The 15,905-nt window shown below is 63.1% G+C and carries 17 protein-coding genes; all 17 read right to left on the reverse strand.

Translation table 11 applies throughout. The annotated features are described in order from the left end of the window. Positions 1–109: 109 nt before the first annotated feature. Complete coding sequence (gene nuoN, locus BLS13_RS12030) at positions 110–1,549, reverse strand: NADH-quinone oxidoreductase subunit NuoN (protein WP_093452409.1); 1,440 nt, start codon at positions 1,547–1,549, stop codon at positions 110–112. Beyond that, complete coding sequence (locus BLS13_RS12035; RefSeq protein ID WP_093452410.1) at positions 1,549–3,072, reverse strand: NADH-quinone oxidoreductase subunit M; 1,524 nt, start codon at positions 3,070–3,072, stop codon at positions 1,549–1,551. The genes nuoN and BLS13_RS12035 overlap by 1 nt, the downstream gene beginning before the upstream one ends. Positions 3,073–3,076: 4 nt before the next feature. Beyond that, complete coding sequence (nuoL, locus tag BLS13_RS12040; protein WP_093452412.1) at positions 3,077–5,119, reverse strand: NADH-quinone oxidoreductase subunit L; 2,043 nt, start codon at positions 5,117–5,119, stop codon at positions 3,077–3,079. 202 nt (positions 5,120–5,321) lie between these two features. Continuing rightward, complete coding sequence (nuoK, locus tag BLS13_RS12045) at positions 5,322–5,627, reverse strand: NADH-quinone oxidoreductase subunit NuoK (protein WP_093452413.1); 306 nt, start codon at positions 5,625–5,627, stop codon at positions 5,322–5,324. Continuing rightward, the gene (locus tag BLS13_RS12050) at positions 5,624–6,235 is read right to left on the reverse strand and encodes an NADH-quinone oxidoreductase subunit J (RefSeq protein WP_093452415.1); all 612 of its coding nucleotides are present in this window, start codon (positions 6,233–6,235) and stop codon (positions 5,624–5,626) included. The genes nuoK and BLS13_RS12050 overlap by 4 nt, the downstream gene beginning before the upstream one ends. Before the next feature lie 36 nt (positions 6,236–6,271). Next, on the reverse strand, positions 6,272–6,757 hold the full coding sequence (gene nuoI, locus BLS13_RS12055) for an NADH-quinone oxidoreductase subunit NuoI (protein ID WP_093452416.1): 486 nt from the start codon (positions 6,755–6,757) through the stop codon (positions 6,272–6,274). Further along, positions 6,754–7,803: an NADH-quinone oxidoreductase subunit NuoH gene (gene nuoH / locus BLS13_RS12060; protein ID WP_093452418.1), complete on the reverse strand. Its 1,050-nt coding sequence runs from the start codon at positions 7,801–7,803 to the stop codon at positions 6,754–6,756. The genes nuoI and nuoH overlap by 4 nt, the downstream gene beginning before the upstream one ends. Positions 7,804–7,960: 157 nt before the next feature. Then, positions 7,961–9,970, reverse strand: coding sequence for an NADH-quinone oxidoreductase subunit NuoG (gene nuoG / locus BLS13_RS12065; protein WP_093452419.1), 2,010 nt, complete (start codon positions 9,968–9,970; stop codon positions 7,961–7,963). Positions 9,971–9,973: 3 nt separating this feature from the next. Continuing rightward, positions 9,974–10,621, reverse strand: coding sequence for a hypothetical protein (locus BLS13_RS12070; protein WP_143011943.1), 648 nt, complete (start codon positions 10,619–10,621; stop codon positions 9,974–9,976). After that, the gene (gene nuoF / locus BLS13_RS12075) at positions 10,618–11,916 is read right to left on the reverse strand and encodes an NADH-quinone oxidoreductase subunit NuoF (RefSeq protein ID WP_093452422.1); all 1,299 of its coding nucleotides are present in this window, start codon (positions 11,914–11,916) and stop codon (positions 10,618–10,620) included. The genes BLS13_RS12070 and nuoF overlap by 4 nt, the downstream gene beginning before the upstream one ends. Positions 11,917–11,955: 39 nt before the next feature. Then, a complete protein-coding gene (locus tag BLS13_RS20705; protein ID WP_176943566.1) occupies positions 11,956–12,105 on the reverse strand; it encodes a hypothetical protein in 150 nt (49 codons plus the stop codon). Further along, positions 12,102–12,776: a complex I 24 kDa subunit family protein gene (locus tag BLS13_RS12080; protein ID WP_093452424.1), complete on the reverse strand. Its 675-nt coding sequence runs from the start codon at positions 12,774–12,776 to the stop codon at positions 12,102–12,104. The genes BLS13_RS20705 and BLS13_RS12080 overlap by 4 nt, the downstream gene beginning before the upstream one ends. Further along, a complete protein-coding gene (locus BLS13_RS12085) occupies positions 12,769–12,954 on the reverse strand; it encodes a hypothetical protein (RefSeq protein WP_143011944.1) in 186 nt (61 codons plus the stop codon). Before BLS13_RS12085 ends, BLS13_RS12080 begins: the two co-directional genes overlap by 8 nt. After that, positions 12,951–14,171: an NADH-quinone oxidoreductase subunit D gene (locus BLS13_RS12090; protein ID WP_093452427.1), complete on the reverse strand. Its 1,221-nt coding sequence runs from the start codon at positions 14,169–14,171 to the stop codon at positions 12,951–12,953. Before BLS13_RS12090 ends, BLS13_RS12085 begins: the two co-directional genes overlap by 4 nt. A gap of 124 nt (positions 14,172–14,295) precedes the next feature. Continuing rightward, on the reverse strand, positions 14,296–14,919 hold the full coding sequence (locus BLS13_RS12095) for an NADH-quinone oxidoreductase subunit C (RefSeq protein ID WP_176943567.1): 624 nt from the start codon (positions 14,917–14,919) through the stop codon (positions 14,296–14,298). A 5-nt stretch (positions 14,920–14,924) separates the two neighbouring features. Further along, positions 14,925–15,482 (reverse strand): NuoB/complex I 20 kDa subunit family protein, encoded by a 558-nt coding sequence (locus BLS13_RS12100; RefSeq protein ID WP_037525784.1) that lies wholly within the window; start codon positions 15,480–15,482, stop codon positions 14,925–14,927. Next, positions 15,473–15,850, reverse strand: a complete 378-nt coding sequence (gene ndhC / locus BLS13_RS12105) for an NADH-quinone oxidoreductase subunit A (RefSeq protein ID WP_037525785.1) — start codon at positions 15,848–15,850, stop codon at positions 15,473–15,475. Before ndhC ends, BLS13_RS12100 begins: the two co-directional genes overlap by 10 nt. Positions 15,851–15,905 lie beyond the last annotated feature (55 nt).

Consider the following 15,905-nt stretch of genomic DNA (forward strand, 5'->3'; position numbering starts at 1 on the left):
CTTTTTGAGCAAGCGGTCGCCGCCTGCGAGCCCCTCCCCTTCAGGGGAGGGGTTGGGGTGGGGCCTGCCCGCCACCGCGAACCTTGATAGTCGCCCCGACGCTACCACCCTAAAACAGCGCGCGCGCCGCCGTAAGGCTGGCCGCACCGAGCAGCGGGATCGCCAGATAGCCGAGCGGCGACACGAACAGGGCCGACAGCACGATCAGCCCGCTTTCGATCTTGCTCTCCGCCGGCGCATAGGCGGCGGCCGGCTCGTCGAAATACATCGTTTTCACGATCTTCAGGTAATAAAAGGCACCGATCACCGAGGTAGCGATACCGATCATCGCCAGCGGCCACAGCCCGATCGCGACGAGCGCGTCGAACACCAGGAACTTCGGCCAGAAGCCGAACAAGGGCGGGATACCGGCCAGCGAGAACATGAAGATCGCGAGCGCCGCCGCCAGCGCCGGCCGCGTCCGCGACAGGCCCGAGAGGCTCGCAATCGTCTCGACCGGCTCGCCGCCCGCATCGCGCATCTGCAGGACGCACAGGAAGCTGCCCAGCGTCATCGCGACATAGACGGCCATATAGGTCATCGTCGCGGCAACCCCGTCGGGCGTGCCCGCGGCGAGACCGAACAGAGCGAAACCGACATTGTTGATCGACGAATATGCCAGCAGGCGCTTGATGCTCGTCTGGCCGATCGCCGCGACACCGCCCCAGACGGTCGAGGCCAACGCCGCGAACACCACGATCTGCCGCCAGGCATCGGTTTCGCCGCCCATCGCCACGACGGCAACGCGGATCAGCAACGCCATCCCGGCAACCTTGGGGGCCGAGGCGAAGAAGGCCGTCACCGGGGTCGGCGCGCCTTCATAGACGTCGGGGGTCCACATGTGGAACGGCACCGCCGAGATCTTGAAGGCAAGGCCCGCCAACACGAAGACGATGCCGAACATCTGGCCGATGCTCGCCTTGGTTTCGAGCGCCTTGGCGATCCCCGAGAACAGGGTCGTCCCGGTGAAGCCGTACAGCAAAGAAATGCCGTAGAGCAGGATGCCCGAGGCCAAAGCGCCCAGCACGAAATATTTGAGGCCGGCTTCGGCCGAACGGCTGTCACGGCGCATGAAGCTCGCCAGCACATAAGCGGCAAGGCTCTGCAGCTCGAGGCCGACATAGAGCGTCAGCATGTCGCCGGCCGATACCATCATGCCCATGCCGGTGGCGGAAAGCAGGATCAGGATCGGATATTCGGCGCGCAACTGCCCCTGCCGCGCGAAGAAGCCCGGCGCAATGATGACCGAGACCGCCGCCGCGATGTAGATCAGCGCCTTGGCGAAGGCCGCGAAACTGTCGGCGATATAGAGGCCGTCGAACCCCGGGCCGCCATTGCCGGCGGGGCCGAACAGCGACAGGCCGGCGGCGGCGAACAAGGCGACCGCGCCCCAGCTGATCGCACGGGTCAGGCTGTCGCCCCCGAAGGCGGCGACCATCAGCAGCACCATCGCGCCGATCGACAGGATCAGTTCGGGCAGGGTGAGCGCGAGCGAAGCGGTAATGGACATCAGTGCGCCTCCCCCGGAGCCTGAACAATGGAGGCGGGCTTGCCCACCACGATATGCGAATCGCCGGCCGGCGCGGCGCGTGCGACCCGGGCCAGCAGCGCGCCGACATCGGCGCGCATCGGCGCCAGGAAGCTTTCGGGATAGACGCCCATCCACAATACAGCCGCCGCGATCGGCGCCAGCAACGCCCATTCGCGCAACGACAGATCGGGCATCGCCGCGACGTCATCCTTGGTCAGCGGGCCATAGACCACGCGGCGGTACAGATAGAGCATATACGCCGCGCCCAGGATGATGCCGGTGGTCGCGACGAACGCGACCCAGCTCGACGCATGATAGGCACCGACCAGCGACAGGAATTCGCCGACGAAGCCGCTGGTGCCGGGCAGGCCGACCGAGCCCATCGTGAACAGCATGAAGAACAAGGCGTAATAGGGCATGTTGTTGGCGAGGCCGCCGTAGCGCGCAATCTCGCGCGTGTGCAGCCGATCGTAGATCACGCCGACGCACAGGAAGAGCGCGCCCGATACGAGGCCGTGGCTGAGCATCACCATCAGTGAGCCTTCGAGGCCCTGCCGGTTGAACGCGAACAGGCCGATCGTCACGAACGCCATATGCGCGACCGACGAATACGCGATCAGCTTCTTCATGTCGTTCTGGACGAGCGCGATCAGCGAGGTGACGACCACCGCGATCATCGACAGCCCCATCACCAGCCACATCAGCTGCGCCGAGGCTTCCGGGAACATCGGCAGCGAGAAGCGGATGAAGCCGTAACCGCCCATCTTCAGCAGCACGCCGGCCAGGATCACTGAGCCAGCGGTCGGCGCCTGCACGTGCGCATCGGGCAGCCAGGTGTGGACCGGCCACATCGGCATCTTCACCGCGAAGGACGCGAAGAAGGCAAGGAACAGCCAGGTCTGCGCATGCGGCGGGAAATCGAACGCCATCAAGGTCGGGATGTCGGTGCTGCCGGCGGCCTGCGCCATCCACAGCATCGCGATCAGCATCAGCACCGATCCGAGCAGGGTGTAGAGGAAGAATTTATAGCTCGCGTAGATCCGCTCGGCACCGCCCCAGATGCCGATGATCAGGTACATCGGGATCAGGCCGGCTTCGAAGAAGATGTAGAACAGGAACAGATCCTGCGCCGAGAACACGCCGATCATCAGCGTTTCCATCAGCAGGAACGCCGCCATATATTCGGGCACGCGCTTTTCGATCGAAACCCAGGATGCACCGATGCAGATCGGCATCAGGAACACCGACAGCATGATCAGCATCAGCGCGATGCCGTCGATGCCGAGCGCCCAGGCGAAGCGGCCGAACAGATCGACATGTTCGGTAAACTGCCACTGCGGCCCGCCGATGTCGAAATGCACCCATAAAGATACGCCCAGCAGCAGATCGGCCAAAGTCGCCGCCAGCGCGATCCAGCGCGCGGCGCTCGCGCCTGAAAACAGGCAGATGCCGCCCGCTACCGCGGGAATGGCGACCATCAAAGTAAGGATCGGAAAGCCCATCTGTTCAGCCCACCATCGCCCAGGTCGCCGCCCCGGCGAGACCGAGCAGCATCACCAGCGCATAGGTATAAAGATAACCCGACTGCATCTTCCGGGCCGCAGCCCCGGTGCCGACGACCAAGGCCGCCACACCGTTCGGCCCGAACCGATCGATCAGCCCCTGATCGCCCCTCTTCCAGAAGATATTGCCCAGCCAGAAGGCCGGCACGACGAACAGCACATGGTACAGTTCGTCGAAATACCATTTGTGGAGCAGGAAATCGTAGAGGACGCTGAACTGCGCGGTGAAGCGCGCCGGTACGCTCTTATCCCAGACATAGGCCCAGAGCGCGATCAGCAGGCCGGTCAGCATCGCGAAGGTCGCCGACATCTTCGCCCACCACGGTATGACTTCCATCGCCTCCATCAGGTGCCCGTTGAAGGCCAGGCTGCCCTGCCAGAACGCCTCGCCCTTTTCGGGGCTGAGGAAGAAAGGCGCGAACACGTAGCCCGCGAACACCGCGCCGACCGACAGCAAGGCCAGCGGAATCAGCATCGCGATCGGGCTTTCGTGCGGATGATAGCCGGCATCGCCTTCCAACGCATGGCCGTGGCCATGATCGTCATGCGCGTGCGCATCATGATGATCGTCGCCATGCCCATGGGCATCGTGCGCCGCATGCTGGATATGCTCGGAGCCCGCCCAGCGCGGTTTGCCGAAGAAGGTGAGGAAGATCAGTCGCCACGAATAGAAGCTCGTCAGCAATGCCGCGAAAACCGCGACCGCAAAGGCGACGCCACCCGAGGTCGAGCCATTGGCGAAGGTCGCTTCGATGATCGCGTCCTTCGAATAGAAGCCGGCGAAACCGAAGATCCCCGCAATGCCGACGCCCGTGATCGCGAGCGTGCCCGCCATCATCGCCCAGAAGGTGAAGGGGATCTGTTTCCTCAAGCCGCCATAATAGCGCATGTCCTGCTCATGGTGCATCGCATGGATCACCGATCCGGCGCCGAGGAACAGCAACGCCTTGAAGAAGGCGTGGGTGAACAGGTGGAACATCGCCGCATTATAGGCGCCGACACCGGCCGCGAAGAACATGTAGCCGAGCTGCGAACAGGTCGAATAGGCGATCACGCGCTTGATGTCGGTCTGGGTGGTGCCCACCGTCGCCGCGAAGAAGGCGGTCGCCGCGCCCACATAGGTGACGACGTGCATCGCAGTCGGGCTCACCTCGAACATCGGCGACAGCCGGCAGACCATGAACACGCCTGCGGTCACCATCGTCGCGGCATGGATCAGCGCCGACACCGGGGTCGGGCCCTCCATCGCGTCGGGCAGCCAGGTGTGCAGCCCGAGCTGCGCCGACTTGCCCATGGCGCCGACAAACAGCAGCAGGCAGAGCGTCGTCATCAGATCGAGCCGGTAGCCGAGGAAACCGATCGTCGCATGGGCATAAGCCGGCGCGGCGTGCAGGATCTCGGGGATCGAGACGGTACCGAAGACGAGAAACGTCCCGAAGATGCCGAGCGAGAAACCGAAATCGCCCACGCGGTTGACGACGAACGCCTTGATCGCGGCGGCATTCGCGCTCGGCTTCTTGTACCAGAAGCCGATCAGCAGATAGGAAGCAAGACCTACGCCTTCCCAGCCGAAGAACATCTGCACCAGGCTGTCCGCCGTCACCAGCATCAGCATCGCGAAGGTGAACAGCGACAAATAAGCGAAGAAGCGCGGCTGGCTGTCGTCCTCCGCCATATAGCCCCAGCTGTACAAATGGACGAGGCTGGAGACACTGGTGACCACCACCAGCATCACCGCGGTCAGCGTGTCGACGCGCAGCGCCCAGCTCACCGACAGATCGCCCGACTGGATGAAATCGAGCACATGCACGACATGCGCGCTCGCGCTGCCGCCCAGGAACGGCACGAACACCGCCCAGGACATCGCACAGGCGGCGAACAGCGCCCCGGTCGTCACGACCTTGGCCGCGACATTGCCGATCATGCGATTGCCGAGCCCGGCGACGATGGCTGCCAGCAACGGCAGGAAGACGATAAGCTTGATCATGCAGCTCTCACAAACCCTGCCATATTCCCGGCGCTATATTCGTCATCCCGCCGGACAAGCGCATGAAGAAATCTAAGCCCCTCCCCTCCCCTGAAGGGGAGGGGCTTATCCGCTCGATCAAAGCCGCAACCGCTCCAAAAGGAGGTTTTGATTTCTTCACGCGCGCATCCGCTGGGATGACGAAGGAGGGTTGGGATCACCATCACCCTTTCATCCGGTTGATATCGTCGACCGCGATGGTGCCGCGGCCACGGAAATAGATGACGAGGATCGCAAGACCGATCGCGGCCTCGCCCGCCGCCACCGTCAGCACGAACATCGCGAACACCTGCCCCACCAGATCGCCGAGGAAGGCGGAAAAGGCGACCAGGTTGATATTGACGCTGAGCAGGATCAGCTCGATCGCCATCAGGATGATGATCACATTCTTGCGGTTCAGGAAGATACCGAACACGCCGAGCATGAACAGAATGGCCGAGACGACCAGATAATGCTGAAGGCCGATCATAGCTCCATCCCCTGCCCGACGGGCTGATTGACGTTGCGGGTGGCATCCTCGGGGCGGCGCTGGTTCTGGCGCGCGATATTCTGCGTCTTCACGCCGCCGCGCTTGCGGTGGGTGAGCACGATCGCGCCGATCAAAGCGACCAGCAGGACGAGGCCGGCACCTTCGAAGATGTAGAGATAGCGGGTGTAGATCAACGTCCCGAGCGCTTCGATATTGGGCACGCCTTCCGGCGTCGGCGCGAACCGCGCCGCAATCCCGACATGGCTGGCGTCCTTCGCGGTCTCGGCGAAGATCATCTCGGCCGCGAGACCGATCACCAGCGCCACACCGAACGGGAGATATTTGGCGAAACCCGATCGCAGCTCGGCGAAATCGATGTCGAGCATCATCACCACGAACAGGAACAGCACGGCGACTGCGCCCACATAGACGATGACGAGCAGCATCGCGATGAACTCGGCGCCGAGCAGGATCATCAGCCCCGCCGCATTGAAGAAGGCGACGATCAGCCACAGCACGCTGTGCACCGGATTGCGCGCCATGATGGTGAGCGTCGCCGAGGCGAGCACCATGAAGGCGAACAAATAGAAGGCGATTATCTGGATCACGGTGCGGTCTGGCCCCCTTCGGACACGGCTGGCGGCTTAACGGTACGGTGCATCGGCGGCAAGGTTCGCGGCAATCGCCGTTTCCCAGCGATCGCCGTTCGCGAGCAGCTTCGACTTGTCGTAGATCAGCTCCTCGCGGGTCTCGGTCGCATATTCGAAATTCGGGCCCTCGACGATCGCGTCGACCGGGCACGCTTCCTGGCAGAAGCCGCAGAAGATGCACTTGGTCATGTCGATATCGTAGCGGGTGGTGCGGCGGCTGCCGTCATCGCGCGGCTCGGCCTCGATCGTGATCGCCTGCGCCGGGCACACCGCCTCGCAGAGCTTGCACGCGATGCAGCGTTCCTCGCCGTTCGGATAGCGGCGCAAAGCGTGCTCACCGCGGAAGCGCGGGGAGAGCGGGTTCTTCTCGAACGGATAGTTGATCGTCGCCTTGGCCTTGAAAAAATATTTCAAGGTCAGCGCATGCGCCTTCACAAACTCCCAGAGCGTGAAGGATTTGATCAGATAAGCGAGGTTCATCCGAACGCTCCGTAACGAGTGACTTCCAGCCAGCCGGACACCAGGACCACGAAGAGCAGCGACAAGGGCAGGAAGATCTTCCAGCCCAGCCGCATCAGCTGGTCGTATCGGTAGCGCGGGACGGTCGCCTTCACCCACGAGAAGACGAAGAAGAAGAACATCAATTTGGCGAAGAACCAGATGATGCCCGGCACCATGTAGAGCGGCGCCCAGTCGAGCGGGGGCAGCCAGCCACCCCAGAACAGGATCGCGTTCAATCCGCACATCAGGATGACGTTGGCATATTCGCCGAGCCAGTAGAGCGCGAACGCCATCGACGAATATTCGGTCTGGTAGCCGGCGACGAGTTCGCTCTCCGCCTCGGTCAGGTCGAACGGCGCGCGCGCCGTCTCGGCCATCGACGAGATCAGGAAGACTACCGCCATCGGGAACAGCAACGGATTGAAGCCGAAACCATTGACGAAGCCGAAGATATGGGCGCGCTGCGCCTCGACGATCGCCGACATGTTGAAGCTGCCGGCCCACAAAACGACCGAGATCAGGACGAAGCCGATCGAGACTTCATAGCTCACCATCTGCGCGGCCGCGCGGAGCGCCGAATAGAAGGGATATTTGGAGTTGGAAGCCCAGCCCGCGATGATCACGCCATAGACGCCGATCGACGATGCCGCGAGGATATAGAGCAGGCCGACATTGATGTTGGCGAGCACGATCCCCGGCCCGAACGGAATCACCGCCCACACGATCAAGGCAACCGTGAAGGTCAGGATCGGCGCGATCAGGAACAGCCCCTTGTTCGCCGCCGACGGGATGATCGTTTCCTGGAGGAACACCTTCAGGCCATCCGCGAACGACTGCAGCAGCCCGAACGGGCCGACCACGTTCGGGCCCCGCCGCAGCGCCATCGCCGCCCAGATCTTGCGATCGGCATAGATGATCATCGCGACCGCCAGCATCAGCGGCAGCGCGATCAGCAGGATACCGATCAGGTTGGCGATGAACCAGCCCCAGCCGGTACCGACATAATGTTGGAAGAAGGACGTCATATCGCGGCGCTCTTAAAGCCCTCTCCCCCGCTTGCGGGGGAGAGGGTTGGGAGAGGGGGCAGTGGGGAAGAGGTTTGGAACAGCGCCTCCCGCACTGCCCCCTCTCCCCGACCCTCTCCCCCTGAAGGGGGCGAGGGAGAAGAAAAATCGACGCCCCTCATTCCGCGGCCTCCGCGAAGCTCTGGCCATGGATCAGTTCAGCCGAGCAACGCTGCATCGTCTCGCTGGCGCGCGCGATCGGGTTGGTCAGGTAGAAATCCTTGATCGGATAGGCGATCGCCCCGACCGGCTTGGGCGCCTCGAACTTCGGGAAGGCCCATTTGTAACTGGCGAGCCCCTCGCGGCCGAGATCGGGCACTTCCGCGGCCATCGCCACGCGCAGCGCGTCGAGCGTATCGAATGGCAATGTGTGCCCCAGCGCATCGGACAGCGCCCGCAGGATCGCCCAATCCTCGCGCGCATCGCCCGGCGGGAACACCGCCCGGTCGCCACGCTGGACGCGCCCTTCGAGGTTCACATAGGTGCCGCTTTTCTCGGTATAGGCCGCGCCCGGCAACACGACATCGGCCGCAGACGCCCCCGCCTCGCCATGATGGCCGATATAGACCTTGAAGCTGCCGGCGAAGCGCGCGAAATCGACGTCGTCGGCGCCGAGGAAGAACGCCAGTTTCGGTGCCTTTTCGGCCAGCGCGAAGATCCCGCCGTCATGGGCGAAACCGAGCATCAGCCCGCCCATCCGCGCCGCCGCCATATGCAGCACGTTGAAGCCGTTCCAGCCGTCGCGCACCAGCTTGAGCCGCGACGCGACCGTCAAGGTCCATGCCTGCGCGCCCGCGATCTTGAGCGCACCGCCGCCGACGATCATCGCCGGACGCTCGGCATTGATGAACGCCTCGCGAAGCTCCTCGGGCAGGCGGAGGATCACCGAAATGTCCTCGCCCAGCCATTCGACCTTGTAGCTCAGATCGACCTTCGGCCCGATCGCATAGACCTTGGCGCCGCGCTTGACCGCCTTGCGGATGCGGGTGTTCACCAACGGCGCTTCCCAACGGACATTGCTGCCGACGATCAGGATCATGTCGGCGGTTTCGATGCCCGCGATCCCGCTGTTAAAATTAACCGACGCCAGATTGGGCACCGCATAAGCGAGGCCGGTCTGACGGCCCTCGAGCAGATCCGATCCCATCGAGCGCAGCAGCGCCTTGGCGGCATACATCGTCTCGCAATCGACGATATCGCCGGCGATCGCCGCCACCGACGATCCGGCGTCGACCGCCTTGATCGCCGCGAACGCCTCGCCCCACGTCGCCGGAACGAGCTTGCCGTCCTTGCGAACATAAGGCTTGTCGAGCCGACGGCGAACGAGGCCATCGACCGCGTGGCGCGTCTTGTCCGACGCCCATTCCTCGTTCACGTCTTCGTTCAGGCGCGGCAGCGCGCGCAGCACCTGCCGACCGCGGCTGTCGAGGCGGATGTTGGTGCCGACCGCGTCCATCACGTCGATCGACGGCGTCTTCTTGAGCTCCCACGGCCGCGCTTCGAACGCATAAGGCTTCGACGTCAGCGCACCGACCGGGCACAGATCGACGACATTGCCCGAAAGCTCGCTCGTCACCGCATGTTCGAGATAGGAGGTGATCTGCATATTCTCGCCACGGCCGATCGCACCGATCTCCTCGACGCCCGAAACTTCCTCGGCGAAGCGCACGCAGCGCGTGCACTGGATGCAGCGGGTCATCGTCGTCTTGACGATCGGGCCCATATATTTGTCGGTGACGGCGCGCTTATTCTCGGCAAAGCGCGACTGGCCCTTGCCATAAGCGACCGACTGATCCTGCAGATCGCATTCGCCGCCCTGATCGCAGATCGGGCAATCGAGCGGGTGGTTGATGAGCAGAAACTCCATCACCCCTTCGCGCGCCTTCTTGACCATCGGCGTGCTGGTGAACACCTCCTGCTTGTCGGCCGCCGGCAGCGCGCACGAGGCCTGCGGCTTGGGCGGCCCGGGCTTCACTTCGACCAGACACATCCGGCAGTTGCCGGCGATCGACAGCCGCTCATGATAGCAGAAGCGCGGTATCTCCTTGCCGGCCGCCTCGCACGCCTGCAGCACGGTAGCGCCGGCGGGGACTTCGACTTCGATCCCGTCTACGGTGAGTTTCGGCATGGATCAGCTTCCCGAAGCCGGCGTGGTCGCCGGGCTGTTATTCTGTGCGGCGCGATAGGCGGCCAACGCGAGCAAAGCGCGTAAGGCGGGCCGGTTCATCTTCATCGTCTTCCCCGAGGGCACGCATTTGACCAGGGTTCCCCCCAACGCTTGCGTGGCGCGATTCTCTGCCTCACTAGCAGGCTCGGTACCAAACAGGTTGGCAACCTTGCCCGGCTCTTCGCGAACGATGCAGATACTGATCGTCTCCGATAGTGCTCGCGATTCGATCGGAGGCTTGGTCGGATCATATGCCGTCGCACGAGCGAGATGAGCGATCACACCTTTTGCATTCAACAGTGCTTCGGCCAGCCCACCCGCCAGCAATACCCGATTGGACCGCATCCGATCGCCGCCGTTCAGGCAATGATCTTCATGTCCTCTGGCAAGGGTGCGCAATGCCTCCGAATACTCCTTCGTACGGAAATCCATCGCCAGCACCTTTTCGGCGCCTTGCGGCGTGCGGTCGACGATACATTTGGCGAAATTATGAACCGCCTGGACGGCAAGCGCCTCGGACGGCTTCCCGTACACCGCGGAACGATGCTCGGCTGCGTCGGCTGTTACCGATGCAGCGCCCCATAGGAGGATCGCGAGCGACCGCATCTTCACTCGGCAGCTTCCATCAACGGCGCGCTGCCGTTGCGATCATTGATCCGACGTTCGATCTCCGGCCGGAAGTGACGGATCAGCCCCTGGATCGGCCACGCCGCCGCATCGCCCAAGGCACAGATCGTATGGCCTTCGACCTGCTTGGTCACTTCCTGCAGCATGTCGATCTCGGAAATATCGGCTTCGCCGGTGCGCAGCCGCTCCATCACCCGCCACATCCAGCCGGTGCCTTCGCGGCACGGCGTGCACTGGCCGCAGCTTTCATGCTTGTAGAAATAGCTGAGCCGGCTGATGGCGCGGACGATGTCTGTGGACTTGTCCATCACGATCACGGCGGCGGTGCCGAGGCCTGACCCAAGCGCCTTGAGCCCGTCGAAATCCATCGGCGCGTCTATGATCTGCGCGGCCGGCACCAAAGGCACCGACGAACCGCCGGGGATCACCGCGAGCAGATTGTCCCAGCCGCCCCTGATGCCGCCAGCGTGACGTTCGATCAGCTCGCGGAACGGAACGCCCATTTCTTCTTCGACGACGCAGGGCTTGTTCACATGGCCGCTGATCTGGAAGAGTTTGGTGCCCTTGTTACCCTCGCGCCCGAACGACGAGAACCAGACGGCGCCGCGCCGCAGGATCGTCGGCGCCACCGCGATCGATTCGACATTGTTGACGGTGGTCGGGCAGCCATAGAGGCCGGCCCCCGCCGGGAAGGGAGGCTTCAGGCGCGGCTGGCCCTTCTTGCCTTCGAGGCTTTCGATCTGCGCGGTTTCCTCGCCGCAGATATAGGCGCCCGCCCCGCGATGGACGAACACATCGAAATCGTAACCCGATCCGGCGGCATTCTTGCCGAGCAGGCCGGCGGCATAGGCCTCGGCCACCGCCGCGAACAGCACCTTGGCTTCGTAAATGAACTCGCCACGAATATAGATATAGGCCGCCCGCGCGCGCATCGCGAAGCCGGCGATCAACGCGCCTTCGATCAATTTGTGCGGATCGTGGCGGATGATCTCGCGATCCTTGCACGAACCGGGCTCGGATTCGTCGGCGTTGATCAGCAGGAAGCTCGGCTTGCCGGGTTTCGGCTCCTTGGGCATGAAGCTCCACTTCATGCCGGTCGGGAAGCCCGCGCCGCCGCGGCCGCGCAGCCCCGAGGCCTTGATATCCTCAATGATCTGGTCCTGCCCGCGCGCCATCAGCGCCTTGGTGTCGTCCCAGTCGCCGCGCATGCGGGCGGCATCGAGGTTCCACGGCTGGAACCCGTAGACATTGGTGAAGATGCGGTCCTTGTCGTCAAGCACGCGCCGCGCCCTCCGCCCCAGTTGTCGCGCGGAGAGAGCTCATCGCCCTGCCCCCACGAATTTCTCGATGAAGAAATAGATCGCCACGCCGATCGCGACCGCGATCGCGATGCCGAGCAGTTTGAACGCCAGCTTCAGCAGCAGGATCGCGAGGACGATCGTGATGATGATCGAGATCAGCGCGCTCATGCCGCATTCCAGCGCCCACGATAATCATGATTTTCGGTCGTCATCTCGACCAAAGTGGTCGGGCCGCCTTCGGGGCAGCTCGTCTGTCGCTCGATCTGCGGGCCGATCTTCGGCTGTCCGCCCGCCGCGAGCGTCTCGAGGATCGCCGTGGTGGTCTCGAAGGTCAGGTCTTCATAATTGTCGTCGTTGATCTGGACCATCGGCGCATTCGCGCAGGCGCCGAGACATTCGACCTCGGTCAGCGTGAACAACCCGTCAGCGGTCGTCGCGCCCTTCTTCAGGCCCTTCTTGTAACAGGCGTCGAGCACGTCGTCCGATCCGCGCAGCATGCACGGCGTCGTGCCGCACACCTGGACATGATAGCGGCCGACCGGCGCCAGATTGTACATCGTGTAGAAGCTGGCGACCTCATAGACGCGGATATAGGCCATGCCGAGCGTATCGCCGATCATCTCCATCACCGGCACGGGCAGCCAGCCCTGAGTCTGCGTCTCGGCGCCGACCTGGCGCTGGGCGAGATCGAGCAAAGGCATCACCGCCGACTGCTGGCGACCCGGCGGATAGCGACCGATGATCTCCTTCACTTTGTCGACATTTTCGGCCGTCCAGGCGAAAGCGCCCCAGCGGGCGCGGGTCTCGGCTTCGTCGGGGATGTGCGCGTCGTCAGACATTCTTCCGCTCCAAACGGGATTGGCGCGAAGCGCTGTAGGCAGTCCACATCGTCGACGCCATGATGACGAATATGACGCCGGCGCCTTTGACAAACTGACCGAGGGCGAAAGCCGTCACGGCTATCGACAGCGCCACGATAGCCGCCATCCTCCACGACATCCAGTTGCGCTTCATCACCGATCCACCTCCCCAAACACGATATCGATCGCCGAAAGAATCGCGGTGGTGTCGGCCAGCATATGACCCTTCATCATGAAATCCATTGCCTGCAGATGCGAGAAGCCGGTCGGGCGGATCTTGCAGCGATAAGGCTTGTTGGTGCCGTCGGCGACCAGATAGACGCCGAATTCGCCCTTGGGGCTCTCGGTTGCGACATAGACGTCGCCCGCCGGCACGTGAAAGCCCTCGGTGTAGAGCTTGAAATGGTGGATGAGCGCTTCCATCGAACGCTTCATCTCGCCGCGCTTGGGCGGCGAGACTTTGCGGTCGAGGCTGGCGATCGGGCCCTCAGGCATGTTCGCAAGGCACTGCTTCATGATCCGCGCCGACTGGCGGACCTCTTCGACGCGCACCATGAACCGATCATAGCAATCGCCGCGCGTCCCGACGGGGATGTCGAAATCCATCTCTGCATAGACATCATAGGGCTGGCTCTTGCGCAGATCCCACGGGATGCCGGCGGCGCGGATCATCGGGCCGGAAAAGCCCCAGGCGATCGCATCGTCGCGCGATACCGTGCCGATATCGACATTGCGCTGCTTGAAGATGCGGTTGTCGATGACGAGGCTCATCGCATCGTCGAACAGCCGCGGCAGCCTTGTGTCGAGCCAGTCGCCGATGTCAGCGAGCAGCTTCAAAGGCACATCCTGATGCACGCCGCCCGGCCGGTAATAAGCCGCATGCATGCGCGCGCCGGAAGCGCGTTCGAAGAAGTTCAGGCAATCCTCGCGGATCTCGAACAACCACAGGTTCGGCGTCATTGCGCCGACGTCCATCACATGGCTGCCGAGGTTGAGCATATGATTGCAGATGCGGGTCAGCTCGGCGAAGAACACCCGCAGATATTGCGCGCGCTTCGGCACTTCGAGGCCGAGCAGTTTCTCGACCGCCAGCACATAGCTATATTCCATCGCGAGCGGCGAGCAATAATCGAGCCGGTCGAAATAGGGCAGAGCCTGCAAATAGGTCTTGTACTCGATCAGCTTCTCGGTGCCGCGATGGAGCAGCCCGACATGCGGATCGACCCGCTCGACGATCTCGCCGTCCAGCTCCATCACCATGCGCAGCACGCCGTGCGCCGCGGGATGCTGAGGGCCGAAGTTGATCGTATAATTGGCGATCTCGGTGTCGCCGGCCTGCGCCTGGGGGGTCAGGGTTTCGTAAGTGCTGGCCATCACAACCCCCTTGTCATCCCCGCGAAAGCGGGGACCCATGGACGGCGGACCGCCCGGATGTTCGAGGTCCCTTCACCGTGGGTTCCCGCTTGCGCGGGAATGACGATGGCGGAGAGTGCGCGCATCACTTCTTCACCTCGGCCGCTTTCTCATCGCCGGGCAGAATATATTCCGCCCCTTCCCACGGGCTCATGAAATCGAAGCTGCGGAAGTCCTGGGCCAGCTTCACCGGCTCATAGACGACGCGCTTATGCTCTTCGGAATAGCGCAGCTCGACATAGCCGGTCAGCGGGAAATCCTTGCGCTGCGGATGCCCGCGGAAGCCATAATCGGTCAGGATACGCCGCAGATCGGGATTGCCCTCGAACAGCACGCCGTACATGTCATAGACTTCGCGTTCGAGCCAGCCGGCTACCGGCCACACCGCCGTCGCCGATGGCACCGGCTTCACCTCATCGGTGCTGACATGCACGCGGATGCGATGGTTCTTGGTCAGGCTGAGCAGGCAATAGACGACCTCGAACCGCTCGGGACGATCGGGATAGTCGACGCCGGCAATCTCCATCAGCTGCTGATAGGCCAGATCGTCGCGCAGGATCTTCAGCGCCTCGACTATGGCCTCCCGGCGCACGAACAGGGCGATCTCGCCGACATGATCGACGGCGTGGATCAGCCGATCGCCCAGCGCGGCCGTGGCGGCATCGATCACGCCGTCATTGCTGGCGAATTTCGGATGGGGACTGGTCACGCCGCTCACCGTTCGATCGTTCCCACGCGGCGGATCTTTCGCTGGAGCTGCATGATGCCGTACAACAAAGCCTCAGCGGTCGGCGGGCAACCGGGCACGTAGATGTCGACCGGCACGATCCGATCACAGCCGCGCACCACCGAATAACTGTAATGATAATAGCCGCCGCCATTGGCGCAGCTGCCCATCGAAATCACATATTTCGGCTCGGACATCTGATCATAGACGCGGCGCAGCGCCGGGGCCATCTTGTTGCAGAGCGTGCCCGCGACGATCATCACGTCGGACTGGCGCGGGGATGCGCGCGGCGCGGCGCCGAACCGCTCGAGGTCGTAACGCGGCATGTTCACATGGATCATCTCGACCGCGCAGCAGGCGAGGCCGAACGTCATCCACCACAAGGAGCCGGTACGCGCCCACTGGAACAGATCCTCGGTCGAGGTGACGAGGAAGCCCTTGTCATTGACCTCGGACTGGAGGCCCTTGAAAAAATCGGGATCGGGCGCGACGATTTCGTTTTCGTTCGGAAACGGATCGCGGGCCGCGTCGAGGGTCACTCCCATTCAAGCGCGCCTTTCTTCCAGGCATAGATATAGCCGATCAGCAGTTCGACGAGGAAAATCATCATCGACAGCCAACCGACAAAGCCGATCGCCCCGAGCGACACCGCCCAGGGATAGAGAAACGCCGCCTCCAGATCGAAGACGATGAACAGAATGGCCACCAGATAGAAGCGCACGTCGAATTGCGCGCGGCTATCCTCGAACGCCGGAAAGCCGCACTCATATTCGGCGAGCTTTTCAGGGTTCGGCTTATAGGATCCGGTGAGGCGGCCGGCGGCCATCGGCAGGAAGACGAAGGCGCTGGACAGCGCAAGCGCCACCCCCAGAAACAACAGGATCGGCAGGTAACCAGCGGCGACGGACGCCATGCGATGACTCCGAAATTACATGCCGAAAACCGGCGTTCGGGCCGACGTTTAGGCC

This window comes from Sphingomonas sp. YR710 (assembly GCF_900101455.1).
Classification (GTDB): Bacteria; Pseudomonadota; Alphaproteobacteria; order Sphingomonadales; family Sphingomonadaceae; genus Rhizorhabdus.

What these genes read in the sequence shown, in the direction of transcription:
- ndhC (WP_037525785.1), bottom strand. Translation starts at nt 15,850, where the DNA reads ATGGCGTCCGTCGCCGCTGGTTACCTGCCGATCCTGTTGTTTCTGGGG.
- nuoL (WP_093452412.1), bottom strand. Translation starts at nt 5,119, where the DNA reads ATGATCAAGCTTATCGTCTTCCTGCCGTTGCTGGCAGCCATCGTCGCC.
- BLS13_RS12080 (WP_093452424.1), bottom strand. Translation starts at nt 12,776, where the DNA reads ATGTCTGACGACGCGCACATCCCCGACGAAGCCGAGACCCGCGCCCGC.
- BLS13_RS12035 (WP_093452410.1), bottom strand. Translation starts at nt 3,072, where the DNA reads ATGGGCTTTCCGATCCTTACTTTGATGGTCGCCATTCCCGCGGTAGCG.
- BLS13_RS12100 (WP_037525784.1), bottom strand. Translation starts at nt 15,482, where the DNA reads ATGGGAGTGACCCTCGACGCGGCCCGCGATCCGTTTCCGAACGAAAAC.
- nuoH (WP_093452418.1), bottom strand. Translation starts at nt 7,803, where the DNA reads ATGACGTCCTTCTTCCAACATTATGTCGGTACCGGCTGGGGCTGGTTC.
- BLS13_RS12090 (WP_093452427.1), bottom strand. Translation starts at nt 14,171, where the DNA reads ATGGCCAGCACTTACGAAACCCTGACCCCCCAGGCGCAGGCCGGCGAC.
- nuoG (WP_093452419.1), bottom strand. Translation starts at nt 9,970, where the DNA reads ATGCCGAAACTCACCGTAGACGGGATCGAAGTCGAAGTCCCCGCCGGC.
- nuoK (WP_093452413.1), bottom strand. Translation starts at nt 5,627, where the DNA reads ATGATCGGCCTTCAGCATTATCTGGTCGTCTCGGCCATTCTGTTCATG.
- nuoI (WP_093452416.1), bottom strand. Translation starts at nt 6,757, where the DNA reads ATGAACCTCGCTTATCTGATCAAATCCTTCACGCTCTGGGAGTTTGTG.
- nuoN (WP_093452409.1), bottom strand. Translation starts at nt 1,549, where the DNA reads ATGTCCATTACCGCTTCGCTCGCGCTCACCCTGCCCGAACTGATCCTG.
- BLS13_RS20705 (WP_176943566.1), bottom strand. Translation starts at nt 12,105, where the DNA reads ATGAGCGCGCTGATCTCGATCATCATCACGATCGTCCTCGCGATCCTG.